Origin of the sequence: Microbacterium sp. 2MCAF23 (assembly GCF_052115565.1) — a bacterium.
Lineage (GTDB): Bacteria > Actinomycetota > Actinomycetes > Actinomycetales > Microbacteriaceae > Microbacterium.
This window is the reverse complement of sequence record NZ_JBFRGY010000001.1, coordinates 107935-128821: the sequence shown is the minus strand read 5'-3', so window position 1 is coordinate 128821 and position 20887 is coordinate 107935. Positions and strand designations below refer to the sequence as shown.

The following is a 20887-nucleotide window of genomic DNA, read 5'->3' as shown; positions in this document are numbered from 1 at the left end:
AGATCCACGGACGGGCGGGCCCCACGGAGGAACACACCCAAATGCCGGCCGGAGCCCGACGTAGCGCCACTCGCCAATGCTGCCGGCCGACAGAGTGAGCTCGCGAGCTCCTCCCGTCACAGGGAGTGTGTGCCCCTCAGGATTCGGATTTCCCGAAGGGCTCACACCTCCGTTGCGGTCGTCTCGCGCGGGCGACGACGTCAGTTGCGTTTCGCTGTCATCACACCGACGATGAATCCGATGACGGCCGCGCCTGCGGCCACGAGCAGAACAGTGCGCGTCGGATGGTGCTTCACGTGGGCGACCGCATCACCGCCCATCCCCGCCACGAAGTCCGCGGCCTGTCTGGCTCCCGCGATGACCTCCTCACGTCGGGCGTCAATCGCATCCGTGACCGCACCTGCCACCGCGCCCACCGCATGCGACGCCGTGTCGGATGCCTTGGAGATCACATCCGACGCCGCGCCCGCAGCCTTGTCCACGCGTTCCTCTACGGCACCGGCAGCCGCGTCGCTGATCCTGCGCACGCGATCCTCCGGCTCGCTCCCTGTCTCGGCCATGCTCATCTCCCGACCTTCTTGGCTTGCTTCACGGCAGCCTGTGCGACCGCTTCTGCGCGTTTGAGGGCCTTCTTGCGCGCCTTCTTCACCTTCGGGTCGTTCCATACGGCATCGATGCTCGCTCGGATGTCTCGGTACCGGCCCCGACCCGCCTTCGCACCATAGAAGTAGGCCACCATCGCGAAAACCCCGATGCCGAGCCAGAAGAAGTACTTTCGCATTTTGCTCTCTCTTCCCTCACCACGTCCGCAGTCCCGTCGATCTCCGCACAGAGTGCGTGGTCGCCGGGCATGCCTGCACGATCACGCTGCATCGGCCAGAAAGCCAGATCATTGACAGATGCCGCTCGCGCTCGCTATAGGCCACGAATACTCCGTGGCGATCATGCGACGTCGCCTCGCCCGCGGTTCACGGGTTTGCTCCGAGAATTGCACTCACCCGCCGGCGACGGTGTACCAGATGCCATAAGCGCCGGCGACGCACATGAGCACGGTGGTGGCCCATCCCAGCGTTGCTGCCAGTTTCCCGTTTCGGTGTCTGCCCATGATGGTGCGGTCGCGGGAGATCAGCATCATGATGATCAGGAACGGACCGGCGGCGATGCCGTTGACGATCGCACTGAGCACGAGCAGCCCGATCGGGTCGGTGGAGACGACGGCGAGGATGGTGCCGCCGATCATGCCGATGCCGAGCAGAACATAGAAGAGCGGCGCCCGGCGTGGGTTCTTGTCCAGACCCCAGTTCTTGTTCAGCAGAGCCGAGAGGCCCGCAGCTCCCGCGGCTGCGAGGACAGGTACGGCGAGCATGCCGGATCCGATGAACCCGAGGGCGAAGAGGATGCTCGCGAAATCGCCTGCAATGGGCTCAAGGGCCTTGGCCGCTTCCGCAGCACTGGAGACCGTCTTGTGGTGCGCACCCAGGGTCGCTGCGGATGACGCGATGATCGCGAACATGATGAGGACGCTGAAGGCCATACCGGTGAAGACGTCGATTCGTCCGTTGCGCAACCGGCGGTGCGCCTCGCGTGCGGGACGTTCGTCGAGAGCGGGCGCATCGTCTCCACCTCGTTTCTCTTCGCGCATCTCCTCGACTCGCTGCGCCGACTGCCAGAAGAACATGTACGGGGACACGGTCGTCCCGAGCACGCCGACGGCGAGACCCAGGTAAGCCGGCGAAAGCTGGAATTGGAAGCCTGCGAGGCCGGCCGCGACGCTGCCCCAGTTCACATGTGTCGCGAAGAGGACGCCGAGGTAGACGAGCAGCACAAGGCACAACCACTTGAAGATCCTGCCGATCAGCTCGAACGAGCCGAGCATGACCGTCACGAGGATCGCGATGCCGGCGACGATGCTCCAGATCCATGCAGATCCAGCGTGCAGAAGCTGCATGCCCTGCCCGATCGCGTTGAGGTCCGCGGCGAGGTTCAGACAGTTCGCCGCGATCAGCGCAACGATCAGAACACCGATCGATGCACCGACGCCCCGGCGGAACTTGCGGCGAATCAACGCGCCGAGGCTGTCGCCAGTCGCGAGGGCCATGCGATCGCAGATCTCCTGCACCGCCATCATGAGCGGCAGCGAGAGCGGAACGGTCCATAGGAGCCCGTTCCCGAACGTGGCCCCCGCCTGCGAATACGTGGCGACGCCTGAGGGGTCATCGTCCGCGGCGCCTGTGACGAGACCGGGACCCAGCACGCGCAGGAAGCGCACAACCGGATTGCTCTTCGGCTTCCCCTCTTCGCCGCTGCCCGCGGTGGCGGAACCAGAGGGCTCTTCCCCTGCGTCGGCGGCAGGATCGATGACGGTCATCGTCTACTCCTCCGACCAGCGGGGTTGCTGGCGGACGCAGCCGGCGCGAGCGGTGTCATTTCGTCTCGGCGGGGTGTTGCGCGCCGCGCGCGGGCGTGCGACGGTTCTTCGTGGTGGTCGATGCCTGGGGGCTCATGGGACTCCTCACTGTCTCGGCGCCGCGGCCGCGCAGCGGCGCGGCCCTGTGTGTCTGTCGAGTTCGCAGGCTATGTGCTCCGCCACAGGCGCGAAACGGGGTTGCAAGGCGCCCGAGAGATGGACTACGCGTCCCGTCACGGTGCGGATCCGATCCCCTCACCGGAAGACCTCGGAGGACGACGCGAAACCGCTCCCACCCCTGCCCGCAACGGGCTGGAAACACGGGGGTGCGACCCTGGGCATGGCGAAGCTCCTCGAGTCGGCGTCGCGATGGCGGGATCCTGTTTCGCCGCATCGTCCCGTCTCCCGAGAGGACTGCTCATGGATCCGCTCATCACCTTCGTCCTGGTCGGCTCCCTCGTGGTGGCGGCGTCCTGGGCCGCGCCGCGGCTTCGTGTTCCCGCGCCGCTGCTCCAGCTGCTCCTCGGGCTGCTCGTCGGGTTCATCCCGGCGGTGCGCGACATCCACCTCCCGTCCGATGCGGTGCTGGTGCTGTTCCTGCCGGCGCTGCTGTTCTGGGAGGCGCTGATGACGCCGCTGCGCGAAGTCCGCCGCGATCTGCGGGTCATCCTGCTGCTGAGCACGCTGCTGGTGGTCGCGACGACGTTCGGAGCGGCGGGCATCGGCGTCGCCTTCGGCTGGGGATGGCTGCCCGCGCTCGTCCTCGGCGCCGCGCTCGCGCCCACCGACGCCACCGCCGTGGGAGCACTCGCCCGCGCGCTCCCGCACCGCAACATCGTCCAGCTGCGGGCCGAGAGCCTGGTCAACGACGGCACCGCGCTGGTCATCTACACGATCATGATCGGGATGGCCGCGAGCGGCGCAGACTACTCCGCAGGGGAGATCGCGACCCTCGTCGGTGTGGCGTACGGCGGCGGGGCCGTCATCGGCCTTCTCGGCGGTCTTCTGGGGACCGTCGTGCTCCGGCGCCTGCACGATCCGCTCCTGCACAACGCCGCGCTGGTGCTGGTGCCCTTCGCCGCATTCCTCGCCGCCGAGCAGATCCACGCCTCCGGCGTCATCGCCGTGGTCGTCGCGGGGCTGTATCTGAGTCGCACCGGTCCGCGCTCCGGCACCCCGCAGTCCCGGCAGCAGCGGGACGGCTTCTGGACGCTGGCGACCACGACGCTGAACGGCGCGCTGTTCGTCCTGATCGGGATCGAAGCGCAGTCGGCGATGCGCGCGGTCCCCCTGCAGAGCCTCCCGATGCTGGTGCTGCTGTGCGTGCTGATCTGGATCGCGATCCTGCTGATCCGCTTCGCGTTCCAGATGATCACGACCTGGGGGATCCGGCTCGTGGACCGCAGCCCCGCCCAGCGCAGGAAGCGGATGACGCATCGCGCCAGGGTTGTGTCGACCGTCGCAGGGTTCCGCGGTGCGATCTCCCTGGCCGTCGCACTCGCCGTGCCCGCGGCGATGCCGGGTCGCGCCGAGATCATCTTCGTCGCGACCGGGGTGGTGGTCCTCACGATCCTCGCGCAGGGGATGCTCTTGCCTGCCGTGATCCGCTGGGCGCGCCTCGAGCCCGACTCGATGGTGTCCGCCGAGTTCACCCGAGCGCACCGCACCGCGCTGCGCTCGGCGATCGAGGCGACGCCTTCCCTCGCCGAGGGGATCGAAGCGCCCGATCACGTGCGCGAACGAGTCGTCAACGAGTACCGGGAACGGCTCGAGCGGATCGACGCCTCACCGGAACCCGGACGCAGCACCCGGCGCGACCTGGACCACGACTACGCCGCGCTGAGCCTCGCCCTCGTCGACCACACCCGGGACGTCGTGATCCGCCTCCGCAACGACGGCGCAATCAGCGACGCCACACTCCACCGGCTGCAGACCCGGCTCGACCGCGACGCGCTGCACTTCACGCCGGCGTCGGCGGAGCGACACGAGTGACCGCTGCGTCGCGAGCGATTTCGTTGGTCCCGCCCCGGACGACAGCATCCTCACGTTCTTCGCGGAGTGACGCGGAAGCGGCAGGGTTTTCGGGCCCCCGCCGCTTCCGTGCGATCCGGTGCGCTCAGGCGAGCTGCGCCGCGGCTTCCGCGGGGGCGACGCGCACGAGCATCTTGCCCGTGTTGGCGCCGCGCATCATGTCGAGGAACGCGTCGACGGTGTTCTCGATGCCGTCGACGATCGTCTCGTCGTAGGCGATCTTCCCCTCGGCGAACCAGGCCGCCATCTTCTCCTGGAACTCCGGCGCCAGGCCGAGGTATGCCGCGAGCGTGAAGCCCTTCAGCGTCAGAGCGCGGGTGATGATGTTGGCCAGGTTGTCCGGCCCCGGCGTGCGGTCGGTCGTGTTGTAGCCGGCGATCGCGCCGCACAGCGCCGCGCGGCCGCCGTCGTTGAACGCGTCGAGTGCCGCCTCCAGGTGATCCCCGCCTACATTGTCGAAGAACACGTCGATGCCCTCCGGCGCTGCGGCCGCGAGCTGGGCGCGCACGTCGCCGTCCTTGTAGTTGAAGGCGACATCGTAGCCGTACTTCTCCGTCAGCAGTGCCACCTTCTCGGGCGTACCCGCAGAGCCGATGACCCGCCCGGCGCCGAGCAGCTTGGCGATCTGGCCGACCGCGGTGCCGACTGCGCCGGCCGCACCGGAGACGAACACGGTGTCGCCCGGCTTCAGCCCGGCGATCGCGGTGAGCCCGACGTACGCGGTGAGGCCGGTCATGCCGAGGATGTGCAGGCGCAGCGAGGATGAGAGGCCGGGAACCTCGGGCACGGCGCGGAACGTCGATGCGTCGGCCTGCACCACGTCGGCCCAGCCGTGCTGGTGCAGCACGAGGGTGCCGACCGGGAGCTCGGGGGCCTCCGACGCGATCACACGGCCGATCGCGCCTCCGGTGATGGTCTCTCCGAGCGCGAAGGGCGGGACGTAGCTGCGGACGTCGTTCATGCGCCCGCGCATGTACGGGTCGACGGAGACGAACTCGTTGCGCACGCGCACCTCGCCGGTGGCGGGAGCCTCGTAGACCACCTCCGCGGTCTGGAAGTCGTCCGGCGTCGGCCAGCCGACCGGACGCTTCGCGAGCTGGATCTGGGTGCTCAGGGCAGTGGACATGGAACTCCTTCGTGAGGGGATGGGTGTGCGGGACAGGGGGCGATCAGAGCGTGACGCCGACGGCCAGAATGACGACCGCGATCGCGGGGATCACGCCCTGCTTCAGCGCCGCAGCCCGCTTGTCGGGGCTGGACAGCAGCAGCACCAGCGCCGCAGCGGCCATCGATCCTGCTCCGACGAACACGAGGGTCGCGCCGACGGCGGGAGCCCCGATCGTGAAGAAGACGATGCCCACGACGACGGCGATCGCGAGGAAGAGGTTGTAGAAGCCCTGGTTGAACGCCATCGACTTCGTCGCGAGCGCTTCCTCCTCGCTCGTGCCGAATGTCGCGCGCACACGGGGCGTAGTCCACGCCAGCGACTCCATGACGAAGATGTAGACGTGCACGAGCGCCGCGACTCCGGCGAAGATCAGACCTGCGACAACCACGATGGGACTCCTCTGGGTGAAACCTTTTCTGTAACGACCTGTCCAATATATACTAGACCGACCGTTACACAAAAGGAGCGCCCATGGCACGCACGCAGAGCTTCGACCGCGACACGGTGGTGCGCGCGGCCCGCACGCTGTTCTGGTCGGTCGGCTACGAGAGCGCCTCGATCCCCGAGCTCGAGTCCGCGACCGGCCTCAGCCGCTCCAGCATCTACAACGCGTTCGGCTCGAAGCGCGGACTGTTCGACGCCGCCGTGCAGAGCTACCTCGACGAGGTCGTCCGCCCGCGACTGCGGCCCCTGTCCGGCGAGAGCGTCGAACCCGACGCGATCATCGTCTACCTGCAGGGCCTGCACGACGCGTTCGGCACCCTGACCTCGATGCCCGCGTCGCACGGCTGCCTCCTCGTGAACGCCGCCGGCGCCCCGATCGCGCAGGATCCGAAGGTCGCCCGCGTGATCGCCGACTATCGTGCGGAGCTCCATGATGCCTTCTCCCGCGGCGTGGAGGCGCACGACCCTCGCCTCGATGCGGAAGGTCGCGAACGGCTGGTCACCGCGATCACGAGCAGCGTCGTCGCGGCGTTCGCCCTGGCGCGGATCGACGCCGCCGAAGCGGCACGCGGCGTGGCGTCGGCGATCGAGCTCCTCACACTCCGCACGCGAGCCGGATCCTGATCGTCTCGGCCGCACCTGGAGTCTTGTGATCGGGTGGGCCGTCCTCCCGAGGCCGGCATCATCGCGACGTGATTGGATGTCAGCAGCCGGCCGGCCAACGCAGCGGAGGGAACGCATGAGCTTTTTCAGTGGCTTCGATCTACCAGGGGGCCCCGGCTACCGACGGCGCGAAGAGTTCCGCACGCATGAGGAATTCGTTCGCGCGAACTGGCGGCGACCAGGTGTCGTGGCGGACGGCGTCACACTGGTGGATCTCTACGACCGCATTGCCGCCCTGGAGGCCCGGATCCGCGAGCTGGAGCAGCGCGCGAAATAGCCGCGAGTTCTGCGGGTTCCCGGATCCCGTGAACCTGCCGCGTCCTCGCCTCGTGGTTCACACGGGGGCCTCCGTCCCCTGTGCGCGCCGAGCGATGGAGATGAAGACGATGAACGCGACTGCCGACCGATCGACCGACACCCCTGCTGCGGAGACGGCGAGCCCGCTCCGCGCGCCCTCCGACGAAACCGCATCGCCTCTCCGCGTGGTGTGGCCCGTCCTGCGGATCACGATGGCGCTGGTGTTCTTGTGGGCCTTCCTCGACAAGACGTTCGCCCTCGGATTCAGCACGGGCCGAGACCCCAAGACCGGAGCCGTCGACCTGTTCGGCGCCGCCGCATGGATCCACGGCGCATCACCCACGACCGGATTCCTGCAGTTCGGGACCCAAGGCCCGCTGTCCCCCCTGTTCCACGGGCTGGCGGGCAACGTCGTGATCGACTGGCTGTTCATGCTCGGCATGGGCGGCGTCGGCATCGCGCTCCTCCTCGGGATCGCCACCCGGATCGCGACGCTCTCTGGCGTGGCCCTCATGGTGCTGCTGCGGCTCGCGGTGTGGCAGAGCGCGACCAACCCGATCATCGACGAGCACCTGGTCTATGCCCTGGTCCTCATCGGGCTCGCCATCACGCCCGCCGCACGCACGGCGAGCCTCGACGCGTCCTGGCAGCGCCTGCCGATCGTGCGGCGGGTTCCGATCCTGCGCTGACCTGTTCGATCTCACGGAAGTTGTCAGAACGTGAGACAGGAGATCGACATGGTCCCGCGGTTCGGCGGTGGATCCTTGTTCGCAACTTGTCTCATGACAGGTGTCAGGATTCGACTCGGCCCGTGCTCGGACACTCCAGAGCGACAACTCAAGCTGCCGAGGTTCCCAGACACTCGCGTGGTCTCTCGCACTCAGCGCGGACCAGGGCAACGACGCCGCTCTCTCACACGCATTCAAGGACGTCCACCGCACCACCATGCGTCGTTGCACGCCCGCACGATGAACGCCCCGCCGAACAGGAGCTCAACCCTGCGTCCCCGGCCCAAGATGGTCGAGCTCCTGTCCGGAGTCTACGCGCACTTCACGCGAGAGGGGGGCCGCGCCCGATTCTCCCCTGCGGTTCGCCCCGTGACTCCGTGCGCGCCAGGGGCTTTCCAGCCCTCGCGGCGCTGCTGCGGCCGACCGGGTTGCTCGCGGCGTCTGCCGCTCCGATGTGATCACGAGGGTGCGATATCGGGCACGACGACTCCGTCGGGTTCGTCGATCGTCGATCGTCGATCGTCGATCGTCGACTCGAGGATCCCGAGAAAGCGAGGATCGAGGCTCACGGGGACGCCCGTGTCGAAATCGAACCGGAACGGCATCGTGGTCAGCAGCTCGATCCGATCCGGGGTCTCGACCCTCCGCGTTTCTCGGAACCGGTCACGACGTATGCCCGACGCGCAGGGCGATCCGCGCCTGTGAGTCCGCACATGTTGGGGGCGTAACGTCCGGTTATGAACGCACAAGTGAAGAACGCGGAGCTGAGCTCCGAACTGCTGGGTCTGAGATCGGTTCTGATCGGGTCGCTCCCCGCGACGCTGATGACGAAGGACGCTCCGGACCGCTACACCGTGGAAGCGGTGTTCACGCGCAAGACGGATCGCGACGAGGTCGCCGCGATCCAGGGCAACGAGATGCGTGCCCGCCTGTCCGCAAAGGGATACTCGACCGTCGAGCTGCACGTCGCCGACCGTCGCCTGGAGATCACGAACACCAACCTGGAGGAGCTCCGCGATGGACTCGGGAGCGTCATCGCCGAGCTCCTGGCCGAGATCAGTGCCTCCCTGCAGGCCGAGCGCGAAGTCGCCGCCGGTCGTTTCCAGGACGCCTCCGATCGGGAACAGGCGCGCGCGGCCGACGTCGCGGCGCTGGCCGAGTCGGTGACCTTCACCCGTCGTCCGGCTGTCGACGTCTTGGACGACGAGTCGCGCATCGAGGACTGGGTCGAAGAAGGCGGTGCCGTCCGCGCGTAGGGACGACACCTACGAAGAGGGCGTATGGATGACATCCGCGCGCGTCCGCGCGGCGACACAGCAATGCGGGGTGCAGCTCTCCGGCCCACGCAGGACGATGCGTCCTTCGACAGCCGTTCCTCGACTCTCGGATCGGGGCGAAAGCGCGCGGCGGTGGTCTTCAACCCGGTGAGAGTCGCACTCGCGAACGATCCCGACGTGGTCATCGCCGCGGGTGGCGACGGCACGGTCCACGCTGTCGCAGAGGTGATGCAGGGAACCGGAATCGCGATGGCGCTCGATGCGGAGATGGCCGAGAACACGAGCGCGGCCACGAAGGCGCGACTCGGCTGGTTCGACTCGCGTTCCAGGGCATCGCGCACAGCGTGCTGACTCCCTCGAGAGCGATGGCGAGCGGTTCATGACGGACGCGTTCCATGCGGGGAGCGGCGCTCCCCCGGCGGGTATCCCCGAGTGGGAGTGGGGTGATGACCTCTGTGCGCCCTTCGTTGAGCTGCTGCCGGTCTCCGGTGCATCGATCTCCGTACTTCGCCGTGACGGCGACGCGACGACGGTGTGCACGAGCGATGCCCTTGCGCAACGTCTCGACGCCATGCAATTCGCTCTCGGTGAGGGCCCGCGCTGGGTCGTGGCGCGCACGGCGAAGCCATCCTTCAGCACGGATGTCGCCCGGGAGAGCCACCCGGACTGGCCTGTCTTCGGCGCCGGCCTCCCGACGCTCGGCGTCGGCGCGTTGTTCGCCTTCCCGATTCTGACCGGCCCGGTGCTGCTGGGCGTCGTCGACCTGTATCGACGGACACCAGGGGTGCTCGATCGCGATGCGACAGCTCGGGCGCTCTCCCTCGCGAGACGGGTCGCGGCCCCGGCGGTGCGGGAGGCGATGCGCGCCGCCGCCGATGAAGGGAGCCCGGAGGCAAAGCGGCATAGCCTGCGCCGCGAAGTGCATCAGGCGGTCGGCATGGTCTTCGTCCAACTGGACGTGACCACGGCCGAGGCTCTCGAGATCCTGCGGGCGTACGCGTTCTCGACGGGGCGTCCACTCGAGGACGTCGCCCTCGACGTCGTCGACCGGGCGCTCGACTTCCGCGATCTGCCCGGCTGATCCCCGGCATACCATGTCAGACAAGGAAGGGCGGCACATGACCAGCGCATCCAGAGAGCACCGTCTCAACGCCGCCTTCGTGATGGTCGCCGACTCGCTCACCGATGACTACGACGTCGTCGACCTGCTCCACACGCTCGTCAGCGAGTGCACGGAGATCGTGAACGTGCAGGCGGGCGGGCTCCTGCTCCTCGATGCCGACGGGGAGCTCCAGGTGGTCGCCTCGACCACGGAGAGCGCCGAACTCGTCGAGGTCCTGCAGCTCGCCGCCGGAGCCGGCCCGTGTCTGGACTGTTTCGCGACGGGCGAGCAGGTCTCGGTGCCCGATGTCGCCGCGGCCGCCCGTTGGCCTGCGTTCCAGGAGGAGGCGCTACGGCGCGGCTTCCGTTCCGTGCACGCGATCCCCCTGCGGCTGCGCGGAGACACGATCGGGACGATGAACCTCTTCGGCACGTCGGTCGGCGCGTTGAGCGCCCGTGACGCGAGCGCGGCCCAAGCGCTCGCGGATGTCGCCACCATCAGCATCCTGCAGCAACGCATCTCCGCGCACGCGCAGCTCATCGCTGAACAGCTGCAGAGGGCTCTCGACAGCCGGGTCCTCATCGAGCAGGCCAAGGGGGCGGTCGCCCAGGTCAACGGCACGTCCATGGACGAGTCCTTCACACTGCTGCGACGCTACGCCCGCGATCGGAACCTTTCGCTCCACGCCCTCGCGGAGGCGATCACGAACCGTTCCCTCCCGATCTCGGCCCTGACGGCATCGCACGAGGACGAGCGTGTGAGCTCTCGCCGACCCGCCGCGCGCAAACAGGAGTAGCCTAGGAAGCAGATCCGCTCGAGACCCCGGCGCGACGCCGAGAGGAGCGGGATCATGACAGTCCGGAACGCCGGTCGCCCTGCATCGAGCTTGGGCCCGGTGCACCAGGCCGGCAACAGCGACTACACCGATCTGGCGCGAATGGTGAAGTCCGCGGGGCTGATGCGCCGCAGATACGGCTACTACTGGACGAAGCTGGTCTGCGTGCCCGTGGTGGTCGCCGCGGCAGTCGTGCTGTTCATCGTGATCGGCGACACCTGGTGGCAGATGTTCACCGGAGTGCTCTTCGCCGTCCTCTTCACGCAGATCGCCTTCCTCGGGCACGATGCCGCGCATCGCCAGATCTTCCGCTCCGGTCGCTGGAACGACTGGGTCAGCCTCATCCTCGGAGACCTGTTCGTCGGAATGAGCTACGGATGGTGGCAGCACAAGCACACCCGGCACCACGCCAACCCGAACATGATCGGATCCGACCCCGACATCGATCTTCCCGTGATCGCCTTCACCCCGGAACAGGCCGCGAGGGAGCGGCCGCCGTTCGCGCGCTGGGTCATCTCCCACCAGGGCGTCTTCTTCTACCCCGTCCTGCTGCTCGAAGGGGTGTCCTTGCACGCCTCGAGCGTGTACCGCGTCTTCCATCGGGAACCGCTCGCGCGGCGCCCGGTCGAGATCGCCCTTCTGTTGATCCGGATCCTGGGATACCTCACGCTCGTCTTCCTCGTGCTCTCTCCGGACAAGGGCGCCGTGTTCCTCGCCGTGCAGCTCGGAGTGTTCGGGTTCTACATGGGCGTCTCCTTCGCCCCGAACCACAAGGGCATGCCGCTCGTGCCGCATGGCATGCGTCTCGACTTCCTCCGTCGTCAGGTGATGATGAGTCGGGATATCCGCGGGAACTGGTTCGTCGATGTCGCGATGGGCGGGCTGAACTATCAGATCGAGCACCACCTGTTTCCCTCGATGGCTCGGCCCTATCTGAAGCATGCCGCGCCGATCATCGCCGCGTACTGCCGCGGCCACGACGTCCCGTACGTGCAGACGGGACTCTGGGCCTCCTACGGGATCGTCCTGCGTTACATCAACCGGGTGGGCCTCGGAGAGCACGATCCGTTCGCCTGTCCTCTCCTGGAAATGAGGCAGAGCATATGACCGTCATCATCCTCCTCGCCGTGATCTGGGCGATCGTCGCGATCGTCGGGTTCGCGTTCAAGGGGCTCCTGTGGCTTGCCATCGTCGGCATCGTCCTCTTCGTCGGCACCGTGACCATCGGCATCACCCGTCGAGTGATCAACCGCAGCCAGAGACGGTGACGGGACGCGGGATCTGGTCGAACCGGTCATTCTGCGGACCAGAAGTCGTTCGCGGAGGCCTTGGCATAGGTGCGGGCGTGTCGTCAGAGCCATCTCCATGGCGGAACCCGACGCGGACTTCTCCTGCATCCGCGATCCGTCTACGTGGCCTGCCCTGACAACGAGATGCCCTGGCACGCAAGACAGTCAGCCATGCAGTCAGATGGCGACTGAGGGTCGACGTCCCAGACGACGGTCCAGTCGGGTTCGCCGAATTGCATCGGCGAATGGACCACGTCGCCGAGCAGCACCGCCCGCTCGGAACCGGACGAGAGCACGAAGACCGTGGTACCTGGCGTGTGCCCGGCGGCCCAGCGGGCATCGATGCCGGGAGCAACGACATGGTCGCCGTCGAAGAGCTCGAGCTGCTTCCCGAGCGGCGTCAGTTTCTGTGCGGCTGCGCCGACCGCGTGCGCACCTGTGACGAGATGCTCCCAGTCGGTAGTCGTCCACACTCATCCCGGCGAGCATCGCGACCTCCCCGCGACGCAGGCCTGTCACGCGGCGGCGGCCTCCGCCGATGATCCCCGCCTGCTCCGGGGTCAGTCTGGCGCGCCGGGTCGTGTGGAACTCGCGCACCTCGCTCTGATTGTTCATACTCCGTCTCGCCGACCGGGGAGGGCGACCTGGACGCCCTCCCCTGGTCAACCACCTCGGTCTCCGTGAGGAGGGCGTTCAGGTGGTTCGGCATGAAGTTGCTTATCCCGATCGCGCGCACTTTCCCGTCGTTGTACAGCTGCTCCAGCGCACGGTAGGCGCCGAGGGTCTTGTCGAACTCGCCCGGCAGGGCCTGGTGCAGGAGCAGCAGGTCGATCTGGTCGACGCCGAGCTTGCGAGCGCTCTTGTCGAACGCGTGCAGCGTCTGGTCGAATCCGTAGTCGCTGATCCAGATCTTCGTCTCGATGAAGACCTCGTCCCGGGCGAGACCGGACTCGCGGATCGCGTCGCCGACGCCGCGCTCGTTCGCATACGCAGCCGCGGTGTCGATCAGCCGGTACCCGGTCGCAAGGGCCGCGGCGACGGCTTCTTTCGTCTCGGGCGGCGGGGTCTGGAAGACGCCGAAGCCGAGGACCGGCATCACGACGCCGTTGTTCAAAGTGAGATTCACGGTGCTGATGGCATCGACGCTAGGCCCGCCGGAAACCGATAAACAGTGACCGTCAGTACACCGCTGAGCTTTGACTCGTTGAGATATCGGTTCAGTCGACTCGATAGACCACGTGGCGAACAACTGAGCGCTCGCGTATGCCGTCTGCGATGAAGAGCGAGTCCTGCAGGTAGGCCAGGGTGGGCGACGCGGTCTCGAACCGTGCAGCGACGCGGAAATAGGTCCCGTCGCTGGAGAGTCGGCGGATCCCGACCGCGTGGATGCCCACGATGAAGCCATCTTCGGTCTGTGCCGCGTATCGTGCGTCGATCTCGATCGCGCCGTCGGGTCGGATCAACTGGTGATCCGAGCCGCCTGGCAGTATCACCGCTCGGAGTTCGGCGGTTCTCACACCATCAGACAGCTGTCCGCCGAACGGGGCTCCCGCCACGGTGCGTAGCTTGCCGCCAAGGATGGGTGTGATTCTCCTGTTCCCGTCGCGGGTGGCGCCGAGCTCGAGTGGTTCCCCGAGCTCGACGATCACCTCGCAGACGGGCGTCAGAGTGAGCGGGTCAACCACGTGCGGAGGGGACGGAGAGCGTGCTGCGGGCGTTCAGGCGTGACGGGTCGAATCCGGCGGCGCGCTTGTATTCAAGCGCTACTTGTTGGAGTTCGTCCTCACTGATCACATCGTGCACGTCAGCGAATCCCTCGGGTGCGCGTTCCCGGGCGATCTGCATGACGCGCTCTGGCCCAGTCTGCCTGGTGAGCTCCAGCAATGCGGCCGTCGCGGGCCGACGGTCGGCGTCGTAGGCGGAGAGGGCGGCATCGATGTCTGTCGTGGTCGCGAGCTGGTACGCGAGGGTGCGTGCGTCCAGGATCGCTTGAGATCCGCCGTTGGAACCGTTGGGGTACATGGCGTGGGCGGCATCGCCGAGAAGGACGGCGCGCCCGTGGACCCAGCCGGGCAGCGGGTCCCGGTCAACCATCGGGTACTCGAGCAGTTCTTCGGCGTTTTCGATGATCGCGGGGATGTCCAGCCAGTCGTATGTCCAGCCGTCGAAGAGTCGAGCGATCGGTTCGCGCTCGACCGAGCGGTTCCAATCGGCGTCTGCGACGCCGGTGCCGCGCTGCTCGGCGATGAAGTTGACTCGAACGCGCCCGTCTTCGAAGGGCCCGGCGAGGGGGTAGGCGACGAACTTCTGTTCTCCGTCGCCCACCATGACCATGCTTCGTCCGTCCAGGAACGGATCCATCAGCGCGGTTCCGCGCCAGAGGGTGAGTCCGCTCCAGACGGGGTCGCCCTCGCCAGGGGCGAACTGGGCGCGCAGCGCGGAACGGATCCCGTCGGCTCCGATGATGATGTCGCCCGCCAGCTCGGTCTCTGCACCGTCGGGGAGCGCGAAGCGCGCGGTTGCGCCGGTCGAGCCGTCTTCCGTTCCGTCGACGTTGACGAGCCGATGGCCGAGGCGGATCACGTCACCGAGTCGCTCGGTCACGAGGTCGCGCAGCAGTAACTGCAGGCGTCCCCGGTGCACGGACAGCTGTGGCCACGCGTAGCCTGCGTCGCGTCCGCGCGGTTCGCTCCAGATGAGCTGCCCCTGTCGGTTGTAGTAGGACAGGGTGCCGGGCTGGACGCCGAGTTCGGCGACGCGGTCCGCGACCCCAAGCTCGGTGAGTTCGCGTACGGCGTGCGGTAGCAGGTTCAGGCCCACGCCGAGCGGGAGCAGTTCAGGGCTGCGTTCGGCGACGACGATATCGCGGAAGCCGGCGGCCTCCAGGCTGAGCGCGGCGGCGAGTCCGCCGATGCCGGCACCGGCGATGATGATCCTCATAGCTGTCCCTCTTCGAGGTTTGCGGTTTCGACGTTGGGGGATGGTGCGGGCGCCGTGTGTACGATCTCGCCCGCCACGATCGTGACGGCGGTGCCGACTCCGATCAGCGCTGCGGCAGGCAGCTCGAAGGGGTCGGCTGTGGCGACGACGACGTCTGCTCGCGCGCCGACCCGGATGCGACCGCCTCCGCCGAGGACGAGGTCGGCGGATCCGCTGGTGTAGGCGGCAAGCGCTTCCGTCAGTGTCAGGGCTTGCCCAGCATCCAGGGGCGCGGAAGGGCCGGCGGGGCCGGGCAAGGAGCGGTTCACCGCGACGTGGATCGCGAGCCAGGGTTCGGCGGGCGAAACCGGCCAATCCGATCCCATCGCCAGGTCCGCACCGCTGTCGAGCAGCGCGCGGAACGGGTAGCCGGCGCGCATGCGCTCCTCTCCGATCATCGGCACGACCGCGGTGTCCTCGGACGCCCACAGCGCTTGTACGTTGGCCGTGACGCCGAGTGGTCCGAACCGGCGGGCGTCGTCGGGGTGCACCATCGACAGGTGCGCGAAGTGGTGCCGTGGGCCGGGGCCGTTGGTGCGCCGTGCTTGTTCGACGGCGTCGAGGGCAACCCGGACACCGCGGTCTCCCATGATGTGCAGATGCATGGCAAATCCTTCGGCGTCCAGGGCGATGACGAGCGCCTCGAGCGCTTCCGCGGAGATGTGCAGCTCACCTGTGCCGATCGGGCCGGCGTGCGGGCAGTATGGTTCCAGAAGCGCTGCTGTTCCGCCGTGCGGCACCCCGTCGACCATCGCCTTGGCGGTGGAGGTGACGAATCCGGCCTGCGCGTTCTCGGCGCGCTGCGCGACGAAGCGCGCCACCAGAGCGGGCACGTCTTCGACGGTGAGTCCTGGCGGGACCCAGAGCGCTCCGGAGACGCGGCTGCGCAGGGATCCGTCTGCGATGGTGGCGCGGTAGGCGTTCGTGCAGTCGGCTTTGCCGTTGTACTCGCCGAGGATCGCTTCATGCCAGCCCGTCACCCCGAGACTCCACAGGTGCTCTTGCGCGTTGCGCAGCCCGGCGATGATTTCGGCATCGGTGGCGGGCGGGACCACCCGGCCGACCAGTTCGGCGGCGGTCTCGTTCAGGTATCCGGTCGGATTGCCGTCCGTGTCACGGTAGATGTGTCCGTTCGCGGGCTCCGGAGTGTCCCGGTCCACGCCTGCGCGTTCCAGGGCGAGGGAGTTCACCCAGAGCGTGTGGTGCCCGGCGTCGCTGAGCGCGACCGGACGGCCCGGGATGATCGCGTCCAGCATCTCCCGTGTGGGCTCGGGGAACAGCTCGTGGCTCCAGCCCCCGCCGGTCACCCACTCCGCATCCGTCGCCGCCGCGGCCTCGGCGATCAGGGCGAGTGTCTCCTCAGCGGTGCGTGCAGCGGTGAGGTCGCAGCTGAGCCGCTCCACACCGGCGAACGCCGCGTGAGCATGGGCGTCGATGAAGCCGGGCAGGATCAGCGCGCCGCTGGCGTCGATGATGCGTGTGTCAGCGGTGGCGAGGGCGCGAATTGCATCGTCGTCGCCGACGGCGAGGATCCTGGCGCCTGCGATGGCGACAGCCGTGTCGGCCGTGCGGATCCGCCCGTCGAAGACGCGACCGGACACGATGCAGACATCGGCGGTGATGGGTACAGTCATGGGGTCTCCTTCAAATTCAAGCGGTCAGCGGGCAGTTCGGTGGTCGGCGGGACAGGCGCTCAGACGACACGGAACACCCGGATGTGCACCTGGTCGGGTGTCCCGGTCGCGTATCCGATGAATTGCGATTCGGCCAGCCATCGCAAGCCTGGTGCATCGGTTTGGAACGTGAATGCCGTGCGGTAGTAGAGCTCTTCCTCGGCTGGTCGCTCGCCCGCTTCGAGGCTGGCGATCGCGGCAGGACTCGCTCGCCAATAGCCGCGATTGACGACATCGACGACGTCGTCGTCGATCTGCAGCAGGTAGCGGGCGTCGAGCCGAACAGTCTCACCTCCATCGACCCACCAGTCGCCACCGCCGGGGAGAACGCGGCCCAGCAATCGGGGCCCCACTGCCGTGCCGCCCGTGATCGGGGTGAAATGCAACTCTCCCGCGGTCTGGCTGCCGATGCGCCGCGGCGAGTCGACCGCCACACGCAGATCGAAACAGTACTCGAGAGCAGGTTCCATCAATGTCTCCGATCGGATCACCGCCGCCATGGGCGGGTACGGGAAGGACTGTGAACAGGAAGGGCCGCGGTGCGGGCGGTAATCCGGCGGCGGGGCTTCCACCCTTCCCTCGGGATCGAGTCGAGGAGGACCCGCGTGTACTCGGCCCGTGGATCGTCGAGCACATCATCGACCGGCCCGCGCTCCACGACACGGCCATCGCGCATGACGATGACCTCGTCGCACAACCGGCGGATGACGGTGAGGTCATGAGTGATCATCAGCAGGGCGACGCCCGTTGTGAGCCGGATGCGTTCGAGGAGCGTGAGGATCTCCACCTGGGTTGTCCGGTCCAGTGCCGAGACGGCTTCGTCCAGGACGAGGATTCGTGGCTCCGCAGCGAGTGCGCGAGCAATGGCGACGCGCTGCCGCTGGCCCCCGGAGAGCGAGCGGGGACGGGAATCGAGGAGCGCCTCGTCCAGCCGCACCGCTGACATCAGTTCCGCGATGCGCCGCCGGATCGCAGCGTCATCATCACCGGGGCGGTGCACGCGCAGGGTCTCCGTGAGCGCTTGCCGTATGCTTTGCCGGCGGTCGAGCGATTGATACGGATCTTGGAAGACCATCTGCACGACCTGGGCGCGAGCACGCCGCTCGGCTGCACTGCGAGCAGGGGCGCTCCAGTCTCGCCCCTCGACCTCGACGGAACCAGCATCCGCCGCCTCGAGGCCGCAGATAATGCGAGCGGTGGTGGATTTGCCGGAACCGGATTCTCCGACGATGCCCAGGGACGCTCCGGGGGCGAGTGACAGACTCACATCATCGACAGCCTGCAGGGTCTCGTGTCCGCGACCGCGCGCGGTCCGCACCTGATAGGACTTCCCGAGACCGTCCACGACGAGGAGCGGAGCCGCGTCGCTGTCCGTCTCCGCGGGCCGTGCGTCGTCCAATGAGGCCGACAGGAGGGTACGGGTGTAGTCCTCTCGTGCATCGGCGCGCATTGTCGCGGCATGCAGCGTCTCGATTGTCGTGCCTTCGTTCATCACGACGATCCGGTCGCACACCGCGGAAGCCAAGGCGAGATCGTGCGTGATGAAGAGCAGGGCGAGGTCACGATGGCGACGCAGATCGCCGATGACCGCCATCACTTCCTCTTGAGTGGTGACATCCAGCGCAGTGGTGATCTCGTCTGCAAGCAAGAGCACAGGATCCATGGCGAGGGTGGCTGCGATCATGACGCGCTGCAACAATCCCCCGGACAGTTCCCCGGGATGTTGCCGGAGCCGACGCTCTGGTGAGGTCACACCGACCTCATCGAGCAGTTCGACCGCGCGACGTTCCGCGTCATCGCGGCGCACCCCGGCGACGGTCACAAGCGCCTCGGTGAGGAAGTCGCCGATCGTGCGCAACGGGTTCAGATGTGCGCGAGGCGTCTGGAACACCATGCCGATACGCCGGGCGCGGAGCTCCCGAAGGTCCCGCGCGCCCAGTCCGGCGAGGTCCTGTCCTTCCACGCTGATGGTGCCGGTGGTGACGAACCTCTCGGGAAGCAGGCCCGCGATGGCGCGCACGCTCAGCGACTTCCCGGAACCGGACTCGCCGACGAGTCCGACCGCTTCACCAGCTGCGACGGAGAGCGTGCAGTTACGCACGAGCGGTTGCAGGCCATCTGGGCCGGGCATGGCTACACCAAGCCCCTGGAGCTCCAGGACAGCAGCGGTCATCGTTCCTTCTCCTCTGCCCAGATGGTGGCCCGGGCGCCGAGCACCCCGACGGCCAGGACCGTGACGACGATCAGCGCCGCCGGGAACACGGACTGTTCAGGGGCACCTTGCAGCAGCCCGGGTTGACCACCGGCGATCATGGCCCCCCAGTCGGCCGAGGGTGGCTGTGCGCCGAGGCCGAGAAACGAGATCGCAGCGAGGTCGAGCATGGCATAGCCGAATCCGACCGTGGCCTGCGCTGCGATCACGGGTATCAGGGCGGGGACCAGGTGTCGAAAACAGATCGCGGCATTGGACACGCCCTGGATTCTCAGTGCGGCGATATATGGCAGAGCCAGTTCCCGGGACGCGGCAGTTTGAGTGAGACGAGCGACGACGGGTATGTACGCGACCGAGAGTGCGAGAATCGGGGCGAACTGGCCCTTGCCGAACATCGCCACCGCGAGCACCGCGAGGACGAGCCCCGGAATCGCGAAGATCACATCGACGAGCCGGGCGACCGCGCCGCGGACAACACCACCGAACCATGCGGCCGTGATCGAGAGCGTCACGCCAAGAACCGTCGACAGCAGGACCACGACGACAGGGCCGAAAAGGCTGGGCGCCGCCCCGACCAGAACCCGGGAGAAGATGTCCCGGCCGAGATCGTCGGTGCCGAACAGGTTTGCCGCGGTTGTGGGTCCGTCGATCGGTCCCGCATGGAGCATGTCCGGCGGGTAGGGGGCGATCCAGGGGCCTGCCACGGCGCCGATCACGATGACTCCGAAGACGACGAGCGCGGCGATGGCGAGGGGATTGCGACGGGCGGTACGGCGCGCCGTCGCGGGAACGCGCCCGCGGGTGAGTTGTCCGACGCTCATGCTGACCTCCTGGTTCCGACCGAGTCGGGATCGATGGCGGCGCTGAGCAGATCCGCGATGGCGTTGAGGACAACGAACACGGTCACGAGCAGGAGCGAGACGATCTGCACGACGGGCAGGTCTTTACGGGCGGCGGCTTCGGTGAGCAGCGAGCCGATCCCGCCGAGCCCGAACGCCTGCTCGGCGATGGCCGAGGCCGCGAACAACCCTGCGATGGTGGTTCCGGAGATCGCCAGGATCTGCGGTGACGCGTTCCGGAAGACATGGATCCGGAAGACACGCCCACGCGGGATGCCGCGCACCGTCGCGGTCTCGACATGCTCGGAGTGCATCTGCGCGACCAGTGCCCCACGTGTGACCCGACTCACATACGCGATGAACATGACAGCCAGGGACAATGCTGGCAGCAGCAGGTGCGCTAGACGGTCCAGACCCTCGGAGCCCGCACCGAAACTGGGCAACCAGCCGAGCGACGTGGCGAACACCCAGATCAGCAGGATAGCCACGACGAAGGTCGGCAGCGCCATCCCCAGCGACGTCAGCACAGACACGACCGCGTCGGTGCCACGGCCGCGCACAGCGGCGAGGATGCCGCTGCCCATGCCGAGGACAACGATGAACAACGTGGTCAGCAAGACGAGTTGCAGGGTGATCCCGAACCGGGAGGCCACCAGCGTCGCGACATCGGTCTTGTACACGAAGGAGTGTCCGAAGTCGCCGGTGAGCACGCCGCCCAGCCAGTGCACATATCGCAGCCACGCCGGATCGTCGAGCCGGTATTGCTCCCGGATTTGGGCGATCAATTCCGGTGTCGGCCGAGCCCCCCCGGCGATCGCCGCGACGGGATCGCCGGGGGTCGCCAGGAGGGCGGCGAAGATCACGACGCTCGCGAGGAACAGGGTGAGCGCCAGCCCGCCCAGCTTCCGGAGCACGGATCCGATCATGTCATCGCCTTTCGTTC

General features: G+C 67.6%; 24 protein-coding genes. 10 read left to right on the top strand and 14 right to left on the bottom strand.

Features of this window, described 5'->3' with window-relative positions; genetic code table 11:
• Positions 1 to 200 precede the first annotated feature (200 nt).
• The 3 genes from AB4078_RS00655 to AB4078_RS00645 all read right to left on the bottom strand — a co-directional run bounded on the left by AB4078_RS00655 (position 201) and on the right by AB4078_RS00645 (position 2368).
• Positions 201 to 566, bottom strand: coding sequence for a hypothetical protein (locus tag AB4078_RS00655; protein ID WP_441975556.1), 366 nt, complete (start codon positions 564 to 566; stop codon positions 201 to 203).
• Positions 563 to 781: a hypothetical protein gene (locus AB4078_RS00650; RefSeq protein WP_441975555.1), complete on the bottom strand. Its 219-nt coding sequence runs from the start codon at positions 779 to 781 to the stop codon at positions 563 to 565. Before AB4078_RS00650 ends, AB4078_RS00655 begins: the two co-directional genes overlap by 4 nt.
• A gap of 213 nt (positions 782 to 994) precedes the next feature.
• On the bottom strand, positions 995 to 2368 hold the full coding sequence (locus tag AB4078_RS00645) for an Nramp family divalent metal transporter (RefSeq protein ID WP_441975554.1): 1374 nt from the start codon (positions 2366 to 2368) through the stop codon (positions 995 to 997).
• Positions 2369 to 2827: 459 nt separating this feature from the next.
• On the opposite strand from AB4078_RS00645, the gene AB4078_RS00640 reads away from it, so the two are divergent.
• A complete protein-coding gene (locus AB4078_RS00640; protein ID WP_441975553.1) occupies positions 2828 to 4399 on the top strand; it encodes a Na+/H+ antiporter in 1572 nt (523 codons plus the stop codon).
• 124 nt (positions 4400 to 4523) lie between these two features.
• On the opposite strand, the gene AB4078_RS00635 is transcribed toward AB4078_RS00640, so the two are convergent.
• Positions 4524 to 5564, bottom strand: a complete 1041-nt coding sequence (locus AB4078_RS00635; RefSeq protein WP_441975552.1) for an NADP-dependent oxidoreductase — start codon at positions 5562 to 5564, stop codon at positions 4524 to 4526.
• Between the two features lie 43 nt (positions 5565 to 5607).
• On the bottom strand, positions 5608 to 5994 hold the full coding sequence (locus tag AB4078_RS00630) for a DUF1304 domain-containing protein (RefSeq protein ID WP_441975551.1): 387 nt from the start codon (positions 5992 to 5994) through the stop codon (positions 5608 to 5610).
• An 83-nt stretch (positions 5995 to 6077) separates the two neighbouring features.
• On the opposite strand from AB4078_RS00630, the gene AB4078_RS00625 reads away from it, so the two are divergent.
• From AB4078_RS00625 to AB4078_RS00585, 9 genes are all read left to right on the top strand, one after another.
• Positions 6078 to 6674: a TetR/AcrR family transcriptional regulator gene (locus AB4078_RS00625; RefSeq protein ID WP_441975550.1), complete on the top strand. Its 597-nt coding sequence runs from the start codon at positions 6078 to 6080 to the stop codon at positions 6672 to 6674.
• A gap of 115 nt (positions 6675 to 6789) precedes the next feature.
• A complete protein-coding gene (locus tag AB4078_RS00620; RefSeq protein WP_441975549.1) occupies positions 6790 to 6990 on the top strand; it encodes a hypothetical protein in 201 nt (66 codons plus the stop codon).
• Positions 6991 to 7099: 109 nt separating this feature from the next.
• Positions 7100 to 7699: a hypothetical protein gene (locus tag AB4078_RS00615; RefSeq protein ID WP_441975548.1), complete on the top strand. Its 600-nt coding sequence runs from the start codon at positions 7100 to 7102 to the stop codon at positions 7697 to 7699.
• A 776-nt stretch (positions 7700 to 8475) separates the two neighbouring features.
• The gene (locus tag AB4078_RS00610) at positions 8476 to 8994 is read left to right on the top strand and encodes a hypothetical protein (protein WP_441975547.1); all 519 of its coding nucleotides are present in this window, start codon (positions 8476 to 8478) and stop codon (positions 8992 to 8994) included.
• Between the two features lie 24 nt (positions 8995 to 9018).
• Positions 9019 to 9366 (top strand): diacylglycerol kinase family protein, encoded by a 348-nt coding sequence (locus AB4078_RS00605; RefSeq protein ID WP_441975546.1) that lies wholly within the window; start codon positions 9019 to 9021, stop codon positions 9364 to 9366.
• A gap of 28 nt (positions 9367 to 9394) precedes the next feature.
• Positions 9395 to 10096, top strand: coding sequence for a GAF and ANTAR domain-containing protein (locus AB4078_RS00600; protein ID WP_441975545.1), 702 nt, complete (start codon positions 9395 to 9397; stop codon positions 10094 to 10096).
• Between the two features lie 37 nt (positions 10097 to 10133).
• Positions 10134 to 10913, top strand: a complete 780-nt coding sequence (locus AB4078_RS00595; protein WP_441975544.1) for a GAF and ANTAR domain-containing protein — start codon at positions 10134 to 10136, stop codon at positions 10911 to 10913.
• A 54-nt stretch (positions 10914 to 10967) separates the two neighbouring features.
• Positions 10968 to 12059: a fatty acid desaturase family protein gene (locus AB4078_RS00590; RefSeq protein ID WP_441975543.1), complete on the top strand. Its 1092-nt coding sequence runs from the start codon at positions 10968 to 10970 to the stop codon at positions 12057 to 12059.
• Positions 12056 to 12220, top strand: coding sequence for a hypothetical protein (locus AB4078_RS00585; RefSeq protein ID WP_441975542.1), 165 nt, complete (start codon positions 12056 to 12058; stop codon positions 12218 to 12220). The genes AB4078_RS00590 and AB4078_RS00585 overlap by 4 nt, the downstream gene beginning before the upstream one ends.
• Before the next feature lie 140 nt (positions 12221 to 12360).
• Here AB4078_RS00585 and AB4078_RS00580 read toward each other — a convergent pair whose 3' ends face one another.
• The 9 genes from AB4078_RS00580 to AB4078_RS00540 form a co-directional block, all read right to left on the bottom strand.
• A complete protein-coding gene (locus AB4078_RS00580; RefSeq protein WP_441975541.1) occupies positions 12361 to 12714 on the bottom strand; it encodes an MBL fold metallo-hydrolase in 354 nt (117 codons plus the stop codon).
• Entirely contained in the window at positions 12642 to 13337 is a 696-nt protein-coding gene (locus AB4078_RS00575) for an aldo/keto reductase (protein WP_441975701.1), read from the bottom strand. The genes AB4078_RS00580 and AB4078_RS00575 overlap by 73 nt, the downstream gene beginning before the upstream one ends.
• Before the next feature lie 121 nt (positions 13338 to 13458).
• Positions 13459 to 13926: a DUF3237 domain-containing protein gene (locus AB4078_RS00570; protein WP_441975540.1), complete on the bottom strand. Its 468-nt coding sequence runs from the start codon at positions 13924 to 13926 to the stop codon at positions 13459 to 13461.
• Complete coding sequence (locus AB4078_RS00565; protein WP_441975539.1) at positions 13919 to 15181, bottom strand: flavin-dependent oxidoreductase; 1263 nt, start codon at positions 15179 to 15181, stop codon at positions 13919 to 13921. The genes AB4078_RS00570 and AB4078_RS00565 overlap by 8 nt, the downstream gene beginning before the upstream one ends.
• Positions 15178 to 16854, bottom strand: coding sequence for an amidohydrolase (locus AB4078_RS00560; protein ID WP_441975538.1), 1677 nt, complete (start codon positions 16852 to 16854; stop codon positions 15178 to 15180). Before AB4078_RS00560 ends, AB4078_RS00565 begins: the two co-directional genes overlap by 4 nt.
• Before the next feature lie 59 nt (positions 16855 to 16913).
• On the bottom strand, positions 16914 to 17393 hold the full coding sequence (locus AB4078_RS00555) for a DUF3237 domain-containing protein (protein WP_441975537.1): 480 nt from the start codon (positions 17391 to 17393) through the stop codon (positions 16914 to 16916).
• Positions 17381 to 19066: a nickel ABC transporter ATP-binding protein NikE gene (gene nikE, locus AB4078_RS00550; RefSeq protein WP_441975536.1), complete on the bottom strand. Its 1686-nt coding sequence runs from the start codon at positions 19064 to 19066 to the stop codon at positions 17381 to 17383. The genes AB4078_RS00555 and nikE overlap by 13 nt, the downstream gene beginning before the upstream one ends.
• Positions 19063 to 19926 (bottom strand): ABC transporter permease, encoded by an 864-nt coding sequence (locus AB4078_RS00545; protein ID WP_441975535.1) that lies wholly within the window; start codon positions 19924 to 19926, stop codon positions 19063 to 19065. The genes nikE and AB4078_RS00545 overlap by 4 nt, the downstream gene beginning before the upstream one ends.
• Positions 19923 to 20870 (bottom strand): ABC transporter permease, encoded by a 948-nt coding sequence (locus AB4078_RS00540; RefSeq protein WP_441975534.1) that lies wholly within the window; start codon positions 20868 to 20870, stop codon positions 19923 to 19925. The genes AB4078_RS00545 and AB4078_RS00540 overlap by 4 nt, the downstream gene beginning before the upstream one ends.
• Positions 20871 to 20887 lie beyond the last annotated feature (17 nt).

Excerpts from the sequence above, each read along its gene's own strand:
- AB4078_RS00655 (WP_441975556.1), bottom strand. The coding sequence starts at position 566 with ATGAGCATGGCCGAGACAGGGAGCGAGCCGGAGGATCGCGTGCGCAGG.
- AB4078_RS00650 (WP_441975555.1), bottom strand. The coding sequence starts at position 781 with ATGCGAAAGTACTTCTTCTGGCTCGGCATCGGGGTTTTCGCGATGGTG.
- AB4078_RS00645 (WP_441975554.1), bottom strand. The coding sequence starts at position 2,368 with ATGACCGTCATCGATCCTGCCGCCGACGCAGGGGAAGAGCCCTCTGGT.
- AB4078_RS00640 (WP_441975553.1), top strand. The coding sequence starts at position 2,828 with ATGGATCCGCTCATCACCTTCGTCCTGGTCGGCTCCCTCGTGGTGGCG.
- AB4078_RS00635 (WP_441975552.1), bottom strand. The coding sequence starts at position 5,564 with ATGTCCACTGCCCTGAGCACCCAGATCCAGCTCGCGAAGCGTCCGGTC.
- AB4078_RS00625 (WP_441975550.1), top strand. The coding sequence starts at position 6,078 with ATGGCACGCACGCAGAGCTTCGACCGCGACACGGTGGTGCGCGCGGCC.
- AB4078_RS00620 (WP_441975549.1), top strand. The coding sequence starts at position 6,790 with ATGAGCTTTTTCAGTGGCTTCGATCTACCAGGGGGCCCCGGCTACCGA.
- AB4078_RS00615 (WP_441975548.1), top strand. The coding sequence starts at position 7,100 with ATGAACGCGACTGCCGACCGATCGACCGACACCCCTGCTGCGGAGACG.
- AB4078_RS00610 (WP_441975547.1), top strand. The coding sequence starts at position 8,476 with ATGAACGCACAAGTGAAGAACGCGGAGCTGAGCTCCGAACTGCTGGGT.
- AB4078_RS00605 (WP_441975546.1), top strand. The coding sequence starts at position 9,019 with ATGGATGACATCCGCGCGCGTCCGCGCGGCGACACAGCAATGCGGGGT.
- AB4078_RS00600 (WP_441975545.1), top strand. The coding sequence starts at position 9,395 with ATGACGGACGCGTTCCATGCGGGGAGCGGCGCTCCCCCGGCGGGTATC.
- AB4078_RS00595 (WP_441975544.1), top strand. The coding sequence starts at position 10,134 with ATGACCAGCGCATCCAGAGAGCACCGTCTCAACGCCGCCTTCGTGATG.
- AB4078_RS00590 (WP_441975543.1), top strand. The coding sequence starts at position 10,968 with ATGACAGTCCGGAACGCCGGTCGCCCTGCATCGAGCTTGGGCCCGGTG.
- AB4078_RS00585 (WP_441975542.1), top strand. The coding sequence starts at position 12,056 with ATGACCGTCATCATCCTCCTCGCCGTGATCTGGGCGATCGTCGCGATC.
- AB4078_RS00575 (WP_441975701.1), bottom strand. The coding sequence starts at position 13,337 with ATGCCGGTCCTCGGCTTCGGCGTCTTCCAGACCCCGCCGCCCGAGACG.
- AB4078_RS00565 (WP_441975539.1), bottom strand. The coding sequence starts at position 15,181 with ATGAGGATCATCATCGCCGGTGCCGGCATCGGCGGACTCGCCGCCGCG.
- AB4078_RS00560 (WP_441975538.1), bottom strand. The coding sequence starts at position 16,854 with ATGACTGTACCCATCACCGCCGATGTCTGCATCGTGTCCGGTCGCGTC.
- AB4078_RS00555 (WP_441975537.1), bottom strand. The coding sequence starts at position 17,393 with ATGGCGGCGGTGATCCGATCGGAGACATTGATGGAACCTGCTCTCGAG.
- nikE (WP_441975536.1), bottom strand. The coding sequence starts at position 19,066 with ATGACCGCTGCTGTCCTGGAGCTCCAGGGGCTTGGTGTAGCCATGCCC.
- AB4078_RS00545 (WP_441975535.1), bottom strand. The coding sequence starts at position 19,926 with ATGAGCGTCGGACAACTCACCCGCGGGCGCGTTCCCGCGACGGCGCGC.
- AB4078_RS00540 (WP_441975534.1), bottom strand. The coding sequence starts at position 20,870 with ATGATCGGATCCGTGCTCCGGAAGCTGGGCGGGCTGGCGCTCACCCTG.